We start from the raw sequence: 16,234 nt of genomic DNA, 5'->3' as shown, positions 1-16,234 counted from the left end.
GGAATAGGCGCCCGGATCAGTCGTTGCCGCCGTTGCCGCGATGCACGTCGTGGGTAACGAACGGGTGGTCCGGCCCCGGCATGGCCAGCCACTTCGGGTGCTTGAGCGTTTCGCGAATGTCCTCGAGGCCGCTGGCCCAATGCTCGTGCATCGTCAGCACGCCGAACTGGTAATCCTTCGCGCTGCCCTCGAACGACTTGTCACGATAGATCAGTTGAATCACGTTGCGCCGTGCGTCGCAGGCATGGTCCGCTGCCCGCTGATACCACGGGTCGTTGCGCTTTGACTGCGGCACCAGCGCCAGCACTTCGCCAAGCATCCGGCGATAGTTCTGCTGCTCGCGCATGTAGTCGGTGATGGCCCGCGTGCGGCTGGAGTACTGGATATCTTTCTGGCGCTCGACCACGTCCTGCAGATTGTGCGGCAGCCCGCCACGGGCGCTCCACAGGTCCACCTGGAAAATCAGCGCATCGCGTCGCGGCTGGGCGGTCAGCACCTCTTGCAAGGGCGTGTTCGATACGAGCCCGCCGTCCCAGTAGTACTCGCCATCGATCTCGATCGCCGGGAATCCCGGCGGCAGCGCGCCCGACGCCATGAAATGCTCGGGACGCAGCGTGGTGCGCGTGTTGTCGAAGTAGGCGAAGTTGCCCGTGTGGACGTTGACGGCGCCCACCGACACGCGCATCCCCTTCGGATGATTGATCCGGTCGAAATCGGCGAACCGCTCGAGCGTGGATTTCAAGGGCGCGGTGTCGTAGTAGCTGACCCGCGTGGGATCTTCGAAATGCGCCCAGAGGTCGGTCACCGCGCGCGGCGAGAAGAAGCCGCGTTGTCCCTCCACGATCGCACGCGCGGCGTTGAAGCTGTCGAACCAGATTCGCATCGGCTCGGGCCATGTCGGCGCGGAGTCGCTAAGCATCTCCAGCGGCAGCCCGGGCAACCACGGCTGGGCACAGATGTATTCCCAGAACGCGCGCAGTTGCGCCACGCGGGTCTCGGGAGGATTGCCGGCGATAACGGCCGCGTTGAGCGCGCCGATCGAGATGCCCGCGATCCAGTTGGGATGGATGCCCCCTTCGGCCAGCCCCTGGTAGACGCCGGCCTGATAGGAACCAAGCGCGCCACCGCCCTGCAGCACCAGCGCGCGGATCGCGTAGGCCTCGTGCGGCGGCCCGTCACCGGGCTCGACCGGCTGGCCGCAATGCTCGCTGAGCACCGAGCCACGCGCACTGGCGCCGCGTTTCGCCCGCTCCGGTGTGGCCGGTGACGATGAATCCTGCGGCGGACCACCCTGTTCGCCGATTTCCCTTTGGATCGCTTCCTTGTTTCGCCGCTTGACCGCCACGCCATGCTCCCAAAAAGAAACGGCCCCATCCGGGGCCGTGTTCGTTGTCAGACGCCGTACTTCTGACGATAGGCTGCCACAGCCTCCCGGGAGTTCCCGAGCGACGGGTCTTTCGACGCATCCAGATACGCCAGCAGGTCCTTGAGCGTGGCGATCGCGATCACCGGAATGCCGTACTCGCGCTGCACATCCTGCACCGCCGAATGCGTGCCGATGTTGTCGGCCGTGCCGCTCTTTTCCATGCGGTCCAGCGCGATCAGCACGGCGGCAGGCTCGGCGCCCGCGGCGCGAATCAGTTGCATCGACTCGCGCACCGAGGTACCGGCGGAGATCACGTCGTCAATGATCACGACCTTGCCCTGAAGCTTGGCGCCGACCAGTGTGCCGCCTTCGCCATGGTCCTTCGCTTCCTTGCGGTTGTAGGAGAAGCCGACGTCACGCCCCATACCGGCCAGCGCCACCGCCGTGGCGGAGGCCAGGGTGATGCCCTTGTAGGCCGGCCCGAACAGCACGTCGAACTGCACGCCCGATTCCAGCAGGGTCTTCGCGTAGAATTGCGCCACCTGGCCCAGCATCGCGCCCTGGTTGAACAAACCGGCGTTGAAGAAGTACGGCGACTTGCGGCCAGCCTTGGTCACGAACTCGCCGAAGGACAGCACGCCCGCGTCCAGTGCAAAGCGGATGAAGGACTGGCTAAGGTCGTCCGGCGTCGTCTGCTGCGTCATCTTTTCTCTCTGAATTCAAAATTTCCCGAGATGTTACGGATTATCAGCGCCAACCTCAACGGCATCCGCTCCGCCTCCAAGAAAGGCTTCTTCGAGTGGATGGGCAAGCAGGAAGCGGACATGGTCTGCGTTCAGGAACTCAAGGCCCAGGAAGCCGACATGACCGAGGCGTTCCTGGCGCCACACGGCTATCACGGCTACTTCCACTATGCCGAGAAAAAAGGCTACAGCGGCGTGGGCCTCTATACCCGCCACAAGCCGGAGCGCGTGATCATCGGCTTCGGCAATACGGAGTTCGATGCTGAGGGTCGCTACGTCGAAGTGCAGTATCCGCACCTCGCCGTGATCTCGGTCTACGTGCCTTCCGGCTCAAGCTCGGAGGAGCGCCAGCAGGCCAAGTTCCGCTTTATGGAAGCCTTCCTGCCGCACCTGCTGGAGCTGAAAGCCAGCGGCCGCGAGATCGTGCTGTGCGGTGACGTGAACATCGCCCACAAGGAAATCGACATCAAGAACTGGAAGGGCAACCTGAAAAACTCCGGTTTCCTGCCCGAAGAGCGCGCCTGGATCGGCGAACTGTTCGACAACCACGGCTATGTCGACGTATTCCGCCAGCTGGACCCGCGCCCCGAACAGTACACATGGTGGAGCAACCGCGGTCAGGCGTACGCGAAGAACGTGGGGTGGCGCATCGATTACCACCTGACCACGGCGAAAATCGCGGCTACCGCCAAGGCTACGTCGATCTACAAGGACGAGAAGTTCAGCGACCACGCCCCGCTGTCGATCGATTACGATTTTCCGTTGTGATGTGCGCATCCCCCGGCGCAACGCCGGGGGTGCCGTCCGCCTTCAGATGGCGCGCGTCTCATCGAACAGGTTCGGGTGACGGTCCAGCAGCTTCAGCAGCCTGATCGGATGGCTGCGGCCGCCGCTCTCGCGTAAACCCTGCACCAGACACCCAACCTCGCTACAATGCTGGTTCTCCGCCCCCAAGGACGCGAGACTTTTCGCATTTTTCAGAGTGAGTCCGCCATGGTTTTCAAAGTGTTCGTCGATGGTCAGGAAGGCACCACCGGTCTCCGGCTGCTTGACTATCTCTCGGGTCGCACCGATGTGGAACTGCTGCGCATTGCCGATGACAAGCGCAAGGACCCGCAGGAGCGAGCACGATTCCTGAACGCCTCGGACGTCTCTTTCCTGTGCCTGCCGGACGTGGCCTCGCGCGAGGCCGTGTCGCTGGTGACCAACCCCGACACCTGCGTGATCGACGCCAGCACGGCGTTCCGCACGGCTGACAACTGGGCCTACGGCCTGCCGGAACTGACCCGTGGCCAGCGCGAGAAGGTGCGCAGCAGCAAGCGCATCGCCGTGCCGGGCTGCCACGCCAGCGCGTTCGTGCTGGCCGTGCGTCCGCTGGTGGAAGCCGGCCTGATGCCTGCCGACTATCCGGCTTCGGCGTTCTCGCTGACCGGTTACAGCGGCGGCGGCAAGTCGATGATCGCGGAGTTCGAAGCCGGCGGAAATCCGAAGCTGATGAGCCCGCGTCCGTACGCGCTGGGTCTGGCGCACAAGCACCTGCCGGAAATGCGTGTGCAGACCGGCCTGTCGCAGGCGCCGATCTTCAACCCGATCGTCGGCAACTTCCTGAAGGGTCTGGCCGTGACGGTGCCGGTGTATCCGGGGCTGCTGTCGCGCAAGGCCGATGCGGAAGCCATCCTCGACATCTACCGCAAGCACTATGAAGGCGAGCAGTTCGTGCGCGTCCATCCGTTCAACAGCGACGCCAATCTGGACAACGGCTTCTTCGACGTCCAGGCGAACAACGACACCAACCGCGTGGACCTGTTCGTCTTCGGCAACGAAGAACGCCTGAACCTGGTGGCGCGCCTGGACAACCTCGGCAAGGGTGCGGCCGGTGCGGCCGTGCAATGCATGAACGTCCATATCGGCGCCGACGAAGCCACGGGGCTCGTTGCCTGAGGTCTCGCCCGCTTCAAAAGAAAAACCGGCTCGATCTGAGCCGGTTTTTTTTCGCCCGTCCGGGCCACCGCCGCTACTTTTTCAGCGGATGCTGGAGATCCTCGTCACCCGCGTCGACCGGCGCGTCGTGCAGGTCAGCCATATTGGCCTTGTAAGGCGGCAGCTTTTCCATCGGCATATTCATGGCCTTGGCATAGAGCGGCAGCACTTCATTCATATGCGCCTGAAGCACGGCGATCCGGCTGCGGCCGGACGGATGGGTCGAGGTGAACTCGTCGCCGGCCTTGAGCACTGCGCCCATCTTCTGCCAAAGCGTGATGGCCGCGCGGGGGTCATACCCGGCGCGCGCGGCGATATCCATGCCGATCAGGTCGGCTTCGGTCTCTTCCTGACGCGAAAAGCGCAGCGACAGCATCTTGGCATTGGAGCCGATATCCATATTGCCAAGGTTGCCGAAGCCGGTCAGTTGCGACACCACGTTTGCGCCCAGGTTCGAGATCTCGGCCTGCGCCGCGCGCTGGCGGGCGTGTTCTTCCAATGCGTGCGAGATCTCGTGGCCCATGACCATGGCCACTTCGTCGTCGGTCAGATTGAGCTCATCGAGCAGGCCGGAATAGACGGCCATCTTGCCACCCGGCATGCAGAAGGCGTTGACCTGCTTGGACCGGATCAGGTTGATTTCCCAGGCCCAGCGCCCGGCGCGCGGATTCCAGAGCACGGTCTGCGGCAGCAGCCGGATGCCGATCTCGCGCAGGCGCTTCACCTGCGGATCGTCTTCGTCGACCAGCGTGTGCTTGGCGATCGCTTCCTGCTTGACCTGTTCGTACTCGCGCGCCGCCTGCTGGTCGATCACCTCCATCGGCACGATGTCCCGCACCTTCGAATAGCGGCGATCAACCCGCACGCCATCGTCGGGCGCGGAAACCACGGCAACTCCCTGCGCCCGCGCGGGAAGCGGATGCGCGGCGCCCAGCGCGGCAGCCAGTACGAAGGCTGCGGCCACGGCCTGCTGGCGCAACCGGCACGATGTGTCGGACACGTTCGGGTTCAAGGCAGGGCTCGCTGGGTAGAAAATTTCGACTTGTTCGGGGGCGCGGAATTGGTGATGCAATAATACACAGCCAGCCGCGCGCCGTCCTCGCCATCATGACTTTTCAAGACTATCTCGACATCTTCCGCAATCGCCGCATCGGGGCCATGCTGACGCTCGGTTTTGCCTCCGGACTCCCCCTGGCGCTGACCTCGGGCACGCTGCAGGCGTGGATGACGGTCGAAGGGCTGGACATCAAGACGATCGGCTTTTTCTCGCTGGTCGGCCAGGCCTATATCTTCAAGTTCCTCTGGGCTCCGCTGATGGACCGCTTCACGCCGCCGCTACTGGGCCGTCGGCGCGGTTGGCTGCTGGTCACGCAGCTCGGGCTGGTGGGCAGCATCGCGGCGATGGCGTTTTGCCCACCCCACGAGGCACTGTGGGCGCTGGCCGCGCTGGCCACACTGGTCGCCTTCCTGTCGGCTTCGCAGGACATCGTGTTCGATGCCTACAGCACCGACGTGCTACGCCCGTCCGAGCGCGGCGCCGGCGCGGCGGTCAAGGTGCTCGGCTACCGGCTGGCGATGCTGGTGTCGGGTGGGCTGGCGCTCTATCTGGCCGATCGCGTGCTGGGGTGGCCACACATGTACCTGCTGATGGCGGCGCTGATGAGCGTTGGGCTGGTCACGCTGATCTGGGCGCCGGAGCCGGACGTCCCGGCGCGCGCGCCGCGCTCGCTGGAAGAAGCGGTAGTCGGTCCGCTGCGCGATTTCTTTGGCCGCCAGGGCGCGTGGTGGCTGCTGCTGCTGATCGTGCTGTACAAGCTCGGCGACGCCTTCGCGGGCAGCCTGTCGACCACGTTCCTGATTCGCGGCCTGGGCTTCGATCCGGGCGAGGTCGGCATCGTCAACAAGACGCTGGGGCTGGCCGCGACGATCATCGGCGCGCTGTTCGGCGGTTCGCTGATGGTGCGCCTGGGCCTGTACCGTTCGCTGATGCTGTTCGGCATCCTGCAGGGCGTGTCGAATCTGGGCTACTGGATCCTGTCCGTCACGCCGCCGCACCTGTGGACGATGGGTGCGACGATCGCCGTCGAAAACCTCTGCGGCGGCATGGGCACCGCGGCCTTCGTGGCGCTGCTGATGACGCTGTGCAACCGGTCATTCTCGGCCACCCAGTACGCGCTGCTATCTGCGCTGGCGTCGATCGGACGCGTCTACGTGGGGCCGACCTCCGGCTACATGGTCGAAGCCTGGGGATGGGCGCCGTTCTACCTTGGCACCGTCATCGCGGCCGTGCCCGGCGTTGCGCTGCTCTGGGCCATGCGCAACACCGTCCACCGCTACGAAGCGCAGGCGCGGGAACCGGCAGAACCTGCGGTGCCGCGCCCGGCGTAACTTATTCCTTGTAGTAGACGATCTGGTGCGAGGTAGCGAGCAACTCGCCGCTCGCGCTCCAGATCTCCGCGCTCTGGTCGAAGAAGCCCTGGCGGAACACGCGCGCCTGCGCGCAGCCCAGCACATGGCTGTCGCCAACTGCCGCCAGCGTGGCGGCATCGGCATGGAAATATGTGGTCAGGGATACCGTGCCCGCCGGCACGAAGCCCGCGCGCTTGAGGAAGATGCGCGGATAGAACGCGTCGCACCATGCCGCCATCGACGCATAGTCGGGCGTGCGTGCCGGTTCGTCCCGAATCCAGAACTGGGACAGGCTGTCGGGGTTCTCGGTCCCGGGGGCCGTGGTCGGCTTGGCGCCGCGGACTGCCCGAATGTCATAGCTGCCCAGCCACTTCACCGGCGCGAAACCGCTCATGACCGGCAGCGATTCGGCGGCGGGCACCTGCGGCATCACGGCCTCGCCCGAATTCCAGGTTTGGCGACGCACGGCAAACACGGCGCTGCCGGTGGTCGTCACCTCGCCGTTCTGACGCAGTTCCAGATGCCAGTGCTGGGTCGAGCGATTGGTGCGCGACGGCCGCGCCTCGACCTCGAAGTCACCCTCCCCAATCGGCCCCGCAAAGTTGACGGTGAGCGCAATCGGGTCGCCCAGGCGCTCTGGGTGCACCAGGGCGGCCTGCAGCATCACGGCCGCGGTGGCTCCGCCGAACGGGCCGATCATGTTCCAGTAAGCCTGGCTGGTATGGCCCACATAGCGATGTTCGCCAGCGGGTTCGAGCTTCAGTGCTTGATCGAGTGGATGCAGGGGCGCTTGCGTCATGGCAGGAAATAGTACGATCGTTCGGTAACTCACGTACGGTATGCCTGCCAGAGGCTTGCGTCAAGCTATCGACTCATCGGACCGATACCCCATCAGACCGCGCAGACTCGGTACACCGCCAGGCTGCCGCGCCAGTTGACGCCCCAGTTCACCGTCACACCCTCATGCATCACCACGCGGTCGAGCACGCGCAGGCCCACCTTGGGCGCCAGCGCCTCGAAATCGCTGATCGTCAGCACACGCACGTTCGGCGTGTTGTACCACTGGTACGGCAGCGACTCGGACACCGGCATCCGGCCACGAAACACCGACAGCCGGTGCGGCCAGTAGCCGAAGTTCGGGAACGAGACGATGCACTCGCGGCCCACGCGCAGGGTGTCGCGCAGCACCTGGGCCGTGTTGTGGATGGTCTGCAGCGTCTGGGACAGGATCACCGTGTCAAAGCTCTGGTCCTCGAACAGCGCCAGCCCCCCTTCCAGGTTCTGCTGGATGACATGCACCCCCTTCTGGGCGCAAGCCAGTACCTCTTCATCGCGGATCTCGATGCCGTAGGCCTGAACGTCCAGTTCGTCCTGCAGCACGCGCAGCAGGCTGCCGTCGCCGCAGCCGGCGTCGAGCACGGTGGAGTTCGGTTCGATCCAGCGCGCGATAGCGCGGAAGTCCGGACGCAGCGCGAGGATATTCGGATTGGAAGCCGCGTTCATGCGCCGATCTCCTCTGCGATGCGGTCGTAGTAGGCGCGCATCAGGTTGTGATAGCGGGCGTCGTCGAGCAGGAAGGCATCGTGGCCGTGCGGAGCGTCGATCTCCGCGTACGACACCGGTCGCTTGTTGTCGAGCAGCGCCTTGACGATCTCGCGGCTGCGGTTCGGCGCAAAGCGCCAGTCCGTGGTGAAACTGACGACCAGGAAGCCGGCCTGCGTCTGCGCCATGGCGCGCGTCAGGTCGCCACCGTGCGCCAGCGCCGGATCGAAGTAGTCGAGCGCGCGCGTGATCAGCAGGTAGGTATTCGCGTCGAAGTACTCGGCGAATTTGTCGCCCTGGTAACGCAGGTAGCTTTCCACCTGGAACTCGACGTCAAACGAGAAGCGGATGTCCTCGGCCTTCAGCGAGCGGCCGAATTTCTCGGCCATGTCCTCGTCGGACAGATAGGTGATATGGCCGATCATCCGCGCCACGCGCAGGCCGCGCTTCGGCTTGACGTTGTGCGCGTAGTAGTTGCCGCCGTGGAAATCCGGGTCCGACAGGATGGAACTGCGCGCGACCTCGTTGAACGCGATGTTCTGCGCGGACAGTTTCGGCGTGGAAGCCACCACGATGCAGTGGCGCAGCCGCTCCGGATACATCAGGCTCCAGGCCAGCGCCTGCATGCCGCCCAGGCTGCCGCCCATCACGGCGGCGAACTGTTGAATGCCGAATATGTCGGCCACGCGCGCCTGCGCGTTGACCCAGTCTTCCACCGTCACCACCGGGAACAACGCGCCATACGGCGCCCCGGTCGACGGATTGGTGCTCATCGGCCCGGTCGATCCGAAGCACGAGCCGAGGTTGTTCACGCCGATCACGAAGAAGCGGTTGGTGTCGAGCGGCTTGCCGGGGCCCACCATGTTGTCCCACCAGCCGATATCGCGCGGATTGTCCGCGGCGATGCCGGCGACGTGGTGCGAGGCGTTGAGCGCGTGACAGACCAGCACGGCATTGGTCCGCGCGGCGTTCAGCGTGCCGTAGGTTTCGACCATCAGGTCGTAGTCGGCGATCTGGCTGCCGTTGCGGAGCTGCAGCGGCTCCGAAAAATGCATGCGCTGGGGCGTAACGACACCGACGGAATCGGTCGGCACGTCGAGCACACCAGCGGGAGGAGCGACATCGGTCATGAGCGGGGCCCGCGAGTGAGGCAGGCATAAAAAAACCCGACTGGCAGTGCGTGTGATGCTTCGCAGCCAAGTCGGGCGTTCGCGGTGTCCCGCGTGCCGGTGCCATGCATGAATCTTCCGCGAGGCACCGACCCAACCTCTTTAGCCGCATTTATATTGGCAACCGGAAGACTTCCCTTCCCATCGCCGCGCGCCCGCAAGCCAGTCATCAAATCGGCGCGACCCGCACATTATAGTGCAAACCGTTTTTTGTGCCTGCTCCTGTTCGGATCAGCCCAGCAGGATGCGCAGTTGCGCATCGATATTCTCGGTCGGCGCCTTGCGGAAACCGCTCTTCACGAAGCGATGCCAGTGCCCCTGCACGGCCGCCGTGATCAGCGCCACGCGCAACGGAATATCGGCATCGGGCGGAAACGCCGCCTGACTGACGGCCACCTTCAGACACTGACGCAGCGACGCCTCGATACGGTCGATCATCTGGTTGATGCGCTCCTGCAAGCGCTCGTGTTCGCCGACGAGCGCCTCGCCAGTCAGCACACGCGTCATGCCGGGGTTCTTCTCGGCGAACGACAGCAGCATGCGCACGATCGCCTGCGCCTGGCGCAGCCCATGCTCTTCCTGCGTGGTGATCTGGTTGATCAGGCCGAAGACGGTCTGCTCGATGAAGCCGATCAGGCCTTCGAACATCTGCGCCTTGCTGGCAAAGTGCCGGTACAGCGCGGCCTCGGATACCGAGAGCTTCGCAGCCAGCGCCGCGGTGGTGATCTTTTCCCCGCGCGGGTGTTCGAGCATCCCTGCCAGCGTCTGGAGGATCTGGATACGGCGTTCACCCGGGCGCGGACGCTTGCGCGCGGGCGCCGCTTCCGGCGAGTGGCCAGCGGGCGTGTCCGCCTCTGCCTGGCTTGAAATGGTTTGAGTCATGACCCGGTTCTCCACATTCGTCGTAGGAGTTGATGCATCGATTGTACTTTTATGTCCACATAGCCGGGCCGATTCGTCACGCGTGCCCGCATACGCGGCAAATGATCGGGCTGCGACTGTGGCGTGGTTGCCGCACGGGTGGGGTCCTGGCTCTCGGCCGCCACCAGCGTCACCGACCGTTCCTGCGCCAGATGCGCCACGCGCTGGCGGTCTTCGGCAGCCAGCGTCGAGCGAGTGACCGCGTCACGCGCCGCGCCGGGCACGCTGGCGTCCTGAGCCGGCACCACCACGTGCGGCCGTGACGGCGCGATCGTGCGCAGGTAGCCGGTCACCCAGGCCCTGCGGATACCCGACCCCGCATAGTGCTTGAGGTGCGACAGCGTGTCTTCCACCAGTACCGCCCGGTGCGGCGCCACGCCGATCTGCGCCAGCAATCGCAGCATCATGCGGCGGTCCGGTTTCGGACGCAGGTGTCCGTGCACCCACATGTCCTCGATGGCCACGACCCGCTCGAAACATCGATCGATGCCAGCGATCGCCATCACGCTGCGCGCGTAGTTGCGCGGTGCGTTCGTGACCAGGATCTTCCGCCCCGGCAACTGGCGCAGTGCGGCCACCAGACCTCGTCGCACGCGCACCATGTCCGCCAGCTCGGGGAAATCATGCGCGGCGCGCAGGAAGTCCGCCGGATCGACCTGATGGTGGCGGACCATGCCGAGCAGCGTGGCGCCGTAGCGCTGCCAGTAGTCGACGCGCACCCGGCTGGCCGTAGCGTCGTCGCAGCCGAGCACACGCGCCACGTAGGCCGTCATCAGTCGGTTGATCGCCGGAAAGATGGCGTGCGAGGCATCGTGCAGCGTGTTGTCGAGATCGAACAGCCAGACGGTGTCGCCAGACGTGTTGCCGGCCACGCCGCGGACCAGATGGCGCCGCGGCCGGTGGGAGGAATGCAGGCGAGCGCGTTCTACGCCGCGACGCTGGGTGGGCTGACGAATGAACACGCGGGTATCTGGAAATGGAGGAAGAGGCGGGAACCCGCACGCGGCGGATTCCCCTATGACGCGCTCAGTGCGAGCGGATCATCGTGCCGAAGGCCTGTTCGGTCAGGATTTCGAGCAGCAGCGAGTGTTCGATGCGGCCGTCGATGATGTGCACCGAGTGCACACCACTCTTGGCCGCGTCGAGCGCCGACGAGATCTTCGGCAGCATGCCGCCCGAGATCGTGCCGTCGGCGAACAGTTCCTCAATCTCGCGCGCGGACAGGTCGGTCAGCAGGTTGCCCTTCTTGTCCATCACGCCCGGGATGTTCGTCATCATGACGAGCTTCTCGGCCTTGAGGATCTCGGCCATCTTGCCAGCCACCACATCGGCGTTGATGTTGTAGGCCTGGCCATCGTCGGAGAAACCGATCGGCGAGATCACGGGGATGAAGGCATCGTCCTGCAGCGCCTTCACCACGGCCGGGTTGATCGCCTCGATATCACCCACGTAGCCGATGTCGATGAAGGTGCCCGGGTTCTCGCGGTCCGGCATCTGCAGACGCTTGGCGCGGATCAGCCCGCCGTCCTTGCCGGTCAGGCCCACGGCCTGGCCGCCGTACTGGTTGATCAGCATGACGATGTCCTGCTGGACTTCGCCGCCGAGCACCCATTCGACCACTTCCATCGTCTCTTCGTCGGTCACGCGCATCCCCTGGATGAACGTGCCGACCTTGCCGACCTTCTTGAGCGCCTCGTCGATCTGCGGGCCACCGCCGTGCACAACCACCGGGTTCATGCCGACGAGCTTCAGCAGGATCACGTCGCGCGCGAAACCGTGCTTGAGTTTCTCTTCCGTCATCGCGTTGCCACCGTACTTGACCACGATGGTCTTGCCGTGGAACTTCCGGATATAAGGCAGCGCCTCGGCAAGGATTTCAGCCTTGAGGGAGGGAGCGATGGCCGCAACCGACTTGGTAGCAGGCTCAGGATTGTCAGCGTTCATGGCTTTGGACATTCCGTGTGATGTGGAGCAGGTATCATGACTAATCGTCCGCCGGACAGGCAAAGGACGCGCGAGGCCGGCGTTGCGGCAATAGCCGTCTGGGAAGCAGCGCGTCACGGGGATCCCCCCGGGTGCGCCATCCGGCCACGGCAGGCGCCGATTTTACAAGAAACCCGCGACCACATTGCAATCCGGATGAGTGGCATACGATGACCGATCCGTCGACGATCCAGACAGGCCAGTTGCGCCCGGTCGAACATTGCAGCCGTTGCGGCGCCGCGTTCGTCTGTGGCTACGTGGCCGGGCTGCCCGAATGCTGGTGCGCCAGCCTGCCGCTGCTGCCGTCGCGCAAGATCGTGGCGGGCCAACATTGCCTGTGTCCAACCTGCCTTCGGCAGCGGCAGGACGACGTCCCCCAGGACGCCGTTGCTCCAGATTGAATTTTTAGAGCAGCGAATGCCCAAACACCCCAAGTTCGGTTTAACATTCGCGGCATGAATAGCCTTCGTGGAATCGACCTCAACCTTCTGGTGGTGCTGGAAGCGCTGCTTGCGGAACGCCATATTTCGCGCGCCGCACTGCGCCTGCAGCTCAGTCAACCCGCCGTGAGCCACTCGCTGGCGCGGCTGCGCCAGTTGCTCGACGATCCCCTGCTGGTACGTGGCCAGGGCGGCCTGGTGCTGACCGCGCGCGCCCACGAACTGGCCGCGCCACTGGCCGAGGCGCTCGCGCAGGTCCGCATCCTGCTGGGGCCCGGTGGCTTCCAGCCCGCCACGGCCCGGCGGACGTTCAAGCTGGCGATGTCCGACTATGGTTCGCTGGTGGTGTTGCCGCGCCTGCTGCGCACGGTGCGCAAGGCCGCGCCCAATATTGACCTCACCGTCACGCAGGGCAGTCTGGAAACGATGACCGCTCAGGTAGCGGATGGCCAGATCGACCTGGCATTCGGCGCCTTCGCATTCGAGCCGGAAGGCGTGCGCACCGCGGTGCTGTTCGACGACGATTTTGCATGTGCCGTGGACGCCGCAACGGTTCGCGATACGGGCCGGCTAGATCACGTGGCCTATCTGGCGCGCTCGCACGTGCTGGTGACCGCAGCCACCGAGCGCGGGGACGCCATCGACGCGGCCGTGACCCGACTGGGCGGGCGACGCAAGATCGCCTGCACCGTGCCGCACTGGAGCGTGGCGCCCGGCCTGATCCTTGGCACCAACATGGTCCTGACCACCGCGCGCCGCTCGCTGGAAGCGCTGGCAGACGACCGTCTGGCGATCTTCGAGGCGCCGTTCACGATCCCCGGCTTCGCGTTCTGCATGATCTGGCCGGCGAAGGCCGACGCGGACCCGGGACTGACCTGGCTACGCGAACGGGTATTGCAAGCGGTCGCGCCGGAAGCGGAAAGCTCCGACGCGATCAGCCTGCGCGGCTGACCACCCCGTCCGATGACCCCTGACGGGGTCCGGTGCCGACGCTCAACGTACCCGGATCAGCACCGGAAATCAGCGCATCGCTGCTTCAGTGCTTGTGATCGCCGTGGCCGCCACCCTGCGCGGAAGCGGTCATGTCGCGAACCTGCGCGCTCACCTGCTGCTCGACCACCTTGCCGTTCTGCTCGAACTTCAGCGTGATGGGCACCGTGTCGCCCGCCTTGAGCTGCTGCTTCAGGCCCATCAGCATCACGTGATAGCCGCCCGGCTTCAGTTGCACGTCCTGCATCTTCGGCAGATCCAGCGAGGGAATCTGGCGCATCCGCATGACGTTGTTTTCCATCTTCATTTCATGCAGTTCGGCGGTGCCCACCGGCGACGACACGCCGACCAGCTTGGCGTCCTGATGCGCGTGCAGCGTCATGAACGCGCCAGACGCGGTCTGCGCCGGCACGGTGCCGCGCACCCAGGCGTCGCTGACGTCGACTTGCGCCATGGCCTGGGCGCTGGCCAGCAGACCGGCCAGGGCGAGGGTTGCGATCGATGCGGCGCGGGCCGCGCGGAACTTGGCTTGCATAGGGAACATCTCCACGATTCAGCACGAATTGGGTGTTGAGGGCGGTCATTAGATCACGCAGCACCCCGCGTGTCTTGCCGCGATCTGAACCTCGCAGTCTGGCAGCGCCGCCCGCCGTTCAGAATGCGGCACTGTGTCGCACGTTGCAAGCGCCGATCCGCGGCATTGCTACACTCGCGCCATGCATCCCCCGATCGTCATGTCCACCCTACCGCCCTCCGTCGCCCCGCCCATCGGCACGGCGCCGCAGCGTCACAGCCTGGTGAGCCTGCGCCGCCTTAGCTGGCTGCGCTGGGCGCTGCTGGCGGGCCAGGCCTTGCTGCTGGTGTCATGCGAGTCGCTGGCCGGCATCGCCCTGCCCTACAAGCCGCTGCTGTTCCTGTTCGCCGTCCAGACCGTGTTCAACGTGTTCACCGTGGCGCGCCTGCACTGGCACACGCGCCACGGCACGGCGCCGTCCGACGCCGAGCTGATGGTGCAGATGATGGTCGACCTGACCGCGCTGTCGGCCATCTTGTTCTACACGGGCGGCGCGACCAATCCATTCGTGTCGTTCTACCTGCCCGGACTGGCGATTGCCTCGGCCATCCTGCCGTGGCGGCTGGTGGTGACGCTCGCGGCGTACGCGCTGGCCTGCTATTCGATGCTGCTGCTCGAGTACATACCGCTCGATCTGCACAACCCCGACAACGCGGTGAACTATCACCTGGCCGGGATGTGGCTCAACTTTGTGGCCAGTGCGGTGATGATCGCGTTCTTCGTGGCGCGGCTGTCCAACGCGCTGCGCCAGCGCGACGCGCAACTGAACGAGGCGCGCGAGCTGCTGCTGCGCGAGGCGCGCGTGGAGGCGCTCAATGACCAGGCCGCCGCCGTGGCGCACGAGATCGGCACCCCGCTGGCCACGCTGGCCGTGATCGCCGGGGAACTGCGTGCCGACGCCGAGAACACGAATCGCAGCGACACACCGGTGGCCGACTACCAGGCCGACCTCCGCACGATGGAACAGCAGCTTGAACTCTGCCGTTCGATCCTGGCCCGGCTGCGCGCCGACCATGAAACACTGGCACCGCAGCGAATCGATGCGTGGCTGGCGCCGTTCGTCGAACGCTGGCAACTGCGTCATCCACAGGCAAGCCTGCAGGCCGGTGCCGCGCCCGATGCGGCCGCGCAGGCCGTGGACACGGCACGCATCAGCCAGATCCTGACGATCGCGCTCGACAATGCCGCGCGCAGCCAGCAGGCCGCCGGGCATGACCATCGCCAGGGGCCACCGCTGCGGCTGGACATCGCGCGCGAGGCCGATGCGCTGGTGTACCGCGTCACTGATCACGGCCACGGCCTTCCGCCGGGGCTGCGCGCAAGGCTGGGCGAATCGCCGGTGGCCAGCGCCCATGGTGGCCAGGGCATCGGCCTGTACCTCGCGCAGAGCGCCGCGCGCCAGCTCGGCGGCCAGATCTCGTGGCATGACAATCCGGCGGGCGGCACGGTGCTCGAACTTCGCCTTCCGCTCACGGCCGCATCCGAACGCGCCATCGCCGCACAACCCGACTTCCAACCGTGATGACCGACGTCACCGCCTCCAACGACGCCATGCCCTTCCTCGTCATCGATGACGACGAAGTTTTTTCCGGCACCCTGGCCCGCGCCCTCACGCGCCGCGGCTATGCCGTGCAGGTCGCCCATAACGGCGCCGAAGCGCTGGCCCTGGCCGGCAGGACACCATTCGCCTACGTCACGCTGGATCTGCATCTGGGACCGCCGCCGGAGTCGGGCGGCACGTCAGCCTCGGAATCGGGATTGCATCTGGTGGCGCCGCTGCGCGCGGCGTTGCCCGATGCGCGCATCCTGGTGCTGACCGGCTACGCAAGCATCGCCACGGCCGTGGCCGCGGTCAAACAAGGGGCTGATGAGTATCTGGCCAAGCCGGCCAATGTCGACTCGATCCTGACCGCGCTGATGGCGGGTGTTTCCGAGGATGCGGCCGAGGCCGCGCTGGAGGAACCGGTGCCGCTATCGGTGGCACGGCTCGAATGGGAGCATATTCAACGTGTGCTCACCGAGCATGGGGGCAATATCTCGGCCACGGCGCGCGCGCTGAATATGCATCGGCGCACCTTGCAGCGCAAGCTGGGCAAGCGGCCGGTTTCACGCTGAAT

The 16,234-nt window shown here is 65.4% G+C and carries 17 protein-coding genes; 7 read left to right on the top strand and 10 right to left on the bottom strand.

Annotated elements, in window-relative coordinates; genetic code table 11:
• Nucleotides 1-16 precede the first annotated feature (16 nt).
• Both WD006_RS25260 and pyrE read right to left on the bottom strand, forming a co-directional pair.
• Nucleotides 17-1,345, bottom strand: a complete 1,329-nt coding sequence (locus WD006_RS25260) for a DUF3734 domain-containing protein (RefSeq protein WP_011515064.1) — start codon at nt 1,343-1,345, stop codon at nt 17-19.
• A gap of 47 nt (nt 1,346-1,392) precedes the next feature.
• Nucleotides 1,393-2,070 (bottom strand): orotate phosphoribosyltransferase, encoded by a 678-nt coding sequence (gene pyrE / locus WD006_RS25255; protein WP_008647201.1) that lies wholly within the window; start codon nt 2,068-2,070, stop codon nt 1,393-1,395.
• 30 nt (nt 2,071-2,100) lie between these two features.
• Between pyrE and WD006_RS25250 the strand changes: the two genes are divergently transcribed.
• Nucleotides 2,101-2,877: an exodeoxyribonuclease III gene (locus WD006_RS25250; protein ID WP_011515063.1), complete on the top strand. Its 777-nt coding sequence runs from the start codon at nt 2,101-2,103 to the stop codon at nt 2,875-2,877.
• A 225-nt stretch (nt 2,878-3,102) separates the two neighbouring features.
• Entirely contained in the window at nt 3,103-4,050 is a 948-nt protein-coding gene (gene argC / locus WD006_RS25245; RefSeq protein ID WP_029306783.1) for an N-acetyl-gamma-glutamyl-phosphate reductase, read from the top strand.
• Between the two features lie 73 nt (nt 4,051-4,123).
• Here argC and WD006_RS25240 read toward each other — a convergent pair whose 3' ends face one another.
• Nucleotides 4,124-5,089 carry a M48 family metallopeptidase gene (locus WD006_RS25240; protein ID WP_035820371.1) on the bottom strand — a complete coding sequence of 322 codons (966 nt, stop codon included), beginning with the start codon at nt 5,087-5,089 and terminating at the stop codon, nt 4,124-4,126.
• Nucleotides 5,090-5,196: 107 nt separating this feature from the next.
• Here WD006_RS25240 and WD006_RS25235 point away from each other — a divergent pair, with 107 nt between their 5' ends.
• Entirely contained in the window at nt 5,197-6,477 is a 1,281-nt protein-coding gene (locus WD006_RS25235) for a muropeptide transporter (RefSeq protein ID WP_011515060.1), read from the top strand.
• Nucleotide 6,478: 1 nt separating this feature from the next.
• Here the strand turns inward: WD006_RS25235 and WD006_RS25230 are convergent, their stop codons facing one another.
• The 6 genes from WD006_RS25230 to argB all read right to left on the bottom strand — a co-directional run bounded on the left by WD006_RS25230 (nt 6,479) and on the right by argB (nt 12,074).
• Nucleotides 6,479-7,297, bottom strand: a complete 819-nt coding sequence (locus WD006_RS25230; RefSeq protein ID WP_011515059.1) for an acyl-CoA thioesterase — start codon at nt 7,295-7,297, stop codon at nt 6,479-6,481.
• Nucleotides 7,298-7,389: 92 nt separating this feature from the next.
• Nucleotides 7,390-8,001 (bottom strand): methionine biosynthesis protein MetW, encoded by a 612-nt coding sequence (gene metW, locus WD006_RS25225; protein WP_008647215.1) that lies wholly within the window; start codon nt 7,999-8,001, stop codon nt 7,390-7,392.
• Nucleotides 7,998-9,170 (bottom strand): homoserine O-succinyltransferase MetX, encoded by a 1,173-nt coding sequence (gene metX / locus WD006_RS25220; protein WP_008647216.1) that lies wholly within the window; start codon nt 9,168-9,170, stop codon nt 7,998-8,000. Before metX ends, metW begins: the two co-directional genes overlap by 4 nt.
• 270 nt (nt 9,171-9,440) lie before the next feature.
• A complete protein-coding gene (gene slmA / locus WD006_RS25215; protein WP_011515058.1) occupies nt 9,441-10,091 on the bottom strand; it encodes a nucleoid occlusion factor SlmA in 651 nt (216 codons plus the stop codon).
• The gene (locus WD006_RS25210; RefSeq protein ID WP_011515057.1) at nt 10,088-11,092 is read right to left on the bottom strand and encodes a pyrimidine 5'-nucleotidase; all 1,005 of its coding nucleotides are present in this window, start codon (nt 11,090-11,092) and stop codon (nt 10,088-10,090) included. Before WD006_RS25210 ends, slmA begins: the two co-directional genes overlap by 4 nt.
• A gap of 64 nt (nt 11,093-11,156) precedes the next feature.
• Complete coding sequence (gene argB / locus WD006_RS25205) at nt 11,157-12,074, bottom strand: acetylglutamate kinase (protein ID WP_008647220.1); 918 nt, start codon at nt 12,072-12,074, stop codon at nt 11,157-11,159.
• Nucleotides 12,075-12,283: 209 nt separating this feature from the next.
• On the opposite strand from argB, the gene WD006_RS25200 reads away from it, so the two are divergent.
• Both WD006_RS25200 and WD006_RS25195 read left to right on the top strand, forming a co-directional pair.
• Entirely contained in the window at nt 12,284-12,514 is a 231-nt protein-coding gene (locus tag WD006_RS25200) for a cysteine-rich CWC family protein (RefSeq protein WP_029306785.1), read from the top strand.
• A gap of 54 nt (nt 12,515-12,568) precedes the next feature.
• Nucleotides 12,569-13,504 carry a LysR substrate-binding domain-containing protein gene (locus WD006_RS25195; protein ID WP_008647224.1) on the top strand — a complete coding sequence of 312 codons (936 nt, stop codon included), beginning with the start codon at nt 12,569-12,571 and terminating at the stop codon, nt 13,502-13,504.
• A gap of 85 nt (nt 13,505-13,589) precedes the next feature.
• On the opposite strand, the gene WD006_RS25190 is transcribed toward WD006_RS25195, so the two are convergent.
• Nucleotides 13,590-14,078, bottom strand: a complete 489-nt coding sequence (locus tag WD006_RS25190; RefSeq protein WP_011515054.1) for a copper chaperone PCu(A)C — start codon at nt 14,076-14,078, stop codon at nt 13,590-13,592.
• 181 nt (nt 14,079-14,259) lie between these two features.
• Here WD006_RS25190 and WD006_RS25185 point away from each other — a divergent pair, with 181 nt between their 5' ends.
• Together WD006_RS25185 and WD006_RS25180 are read left to right on the top strand one after the other, a co-directional pair.
• Nucleotides 14,260-15,639: an ATP-binding protein gene (locus WD006_RS25185; protein ID WP_011515053.1), complete on the top strand. Its 1,380-nt coding sequence runs from the start codon at nt 14,260-14,262 to the stop codon at nt 15,637-15,639.
• On the top strand, nt 15,639-16,232 hold the full coding sequence (locus tag WD006_RS25180; RefSeq protein ID WP_008642829.1) for a response regulator transcription factor: 594 nt from the start codon (nt 15,639-15,641) through the stop codon (nt 16,230-16,232). Before WD006_RS25185 ends, WD006_RS25180 begins: the two co-directional genes overlap by 1 nt.
• Nucleotides 16,233-16,234 lie beyond the last annotated feature (2 nt).

It is taken from the genome of Cupriavidus sp. Met-2, assembly GCF_049843575.1.
In the GTDB taxonomy this organism is placed as follows: Bacteria; Pseudomonadota; Gammaproteobacteria; order Burkholderiales; family Burkholderiaceae; genus Cupriavidus; species Cupriavidus metallidurans.
The sequence above is the reverse complement of the archived record's forward strand: the minus strand, read 5'-3'. Positions and strand labels throughout refer to the sequence as shown.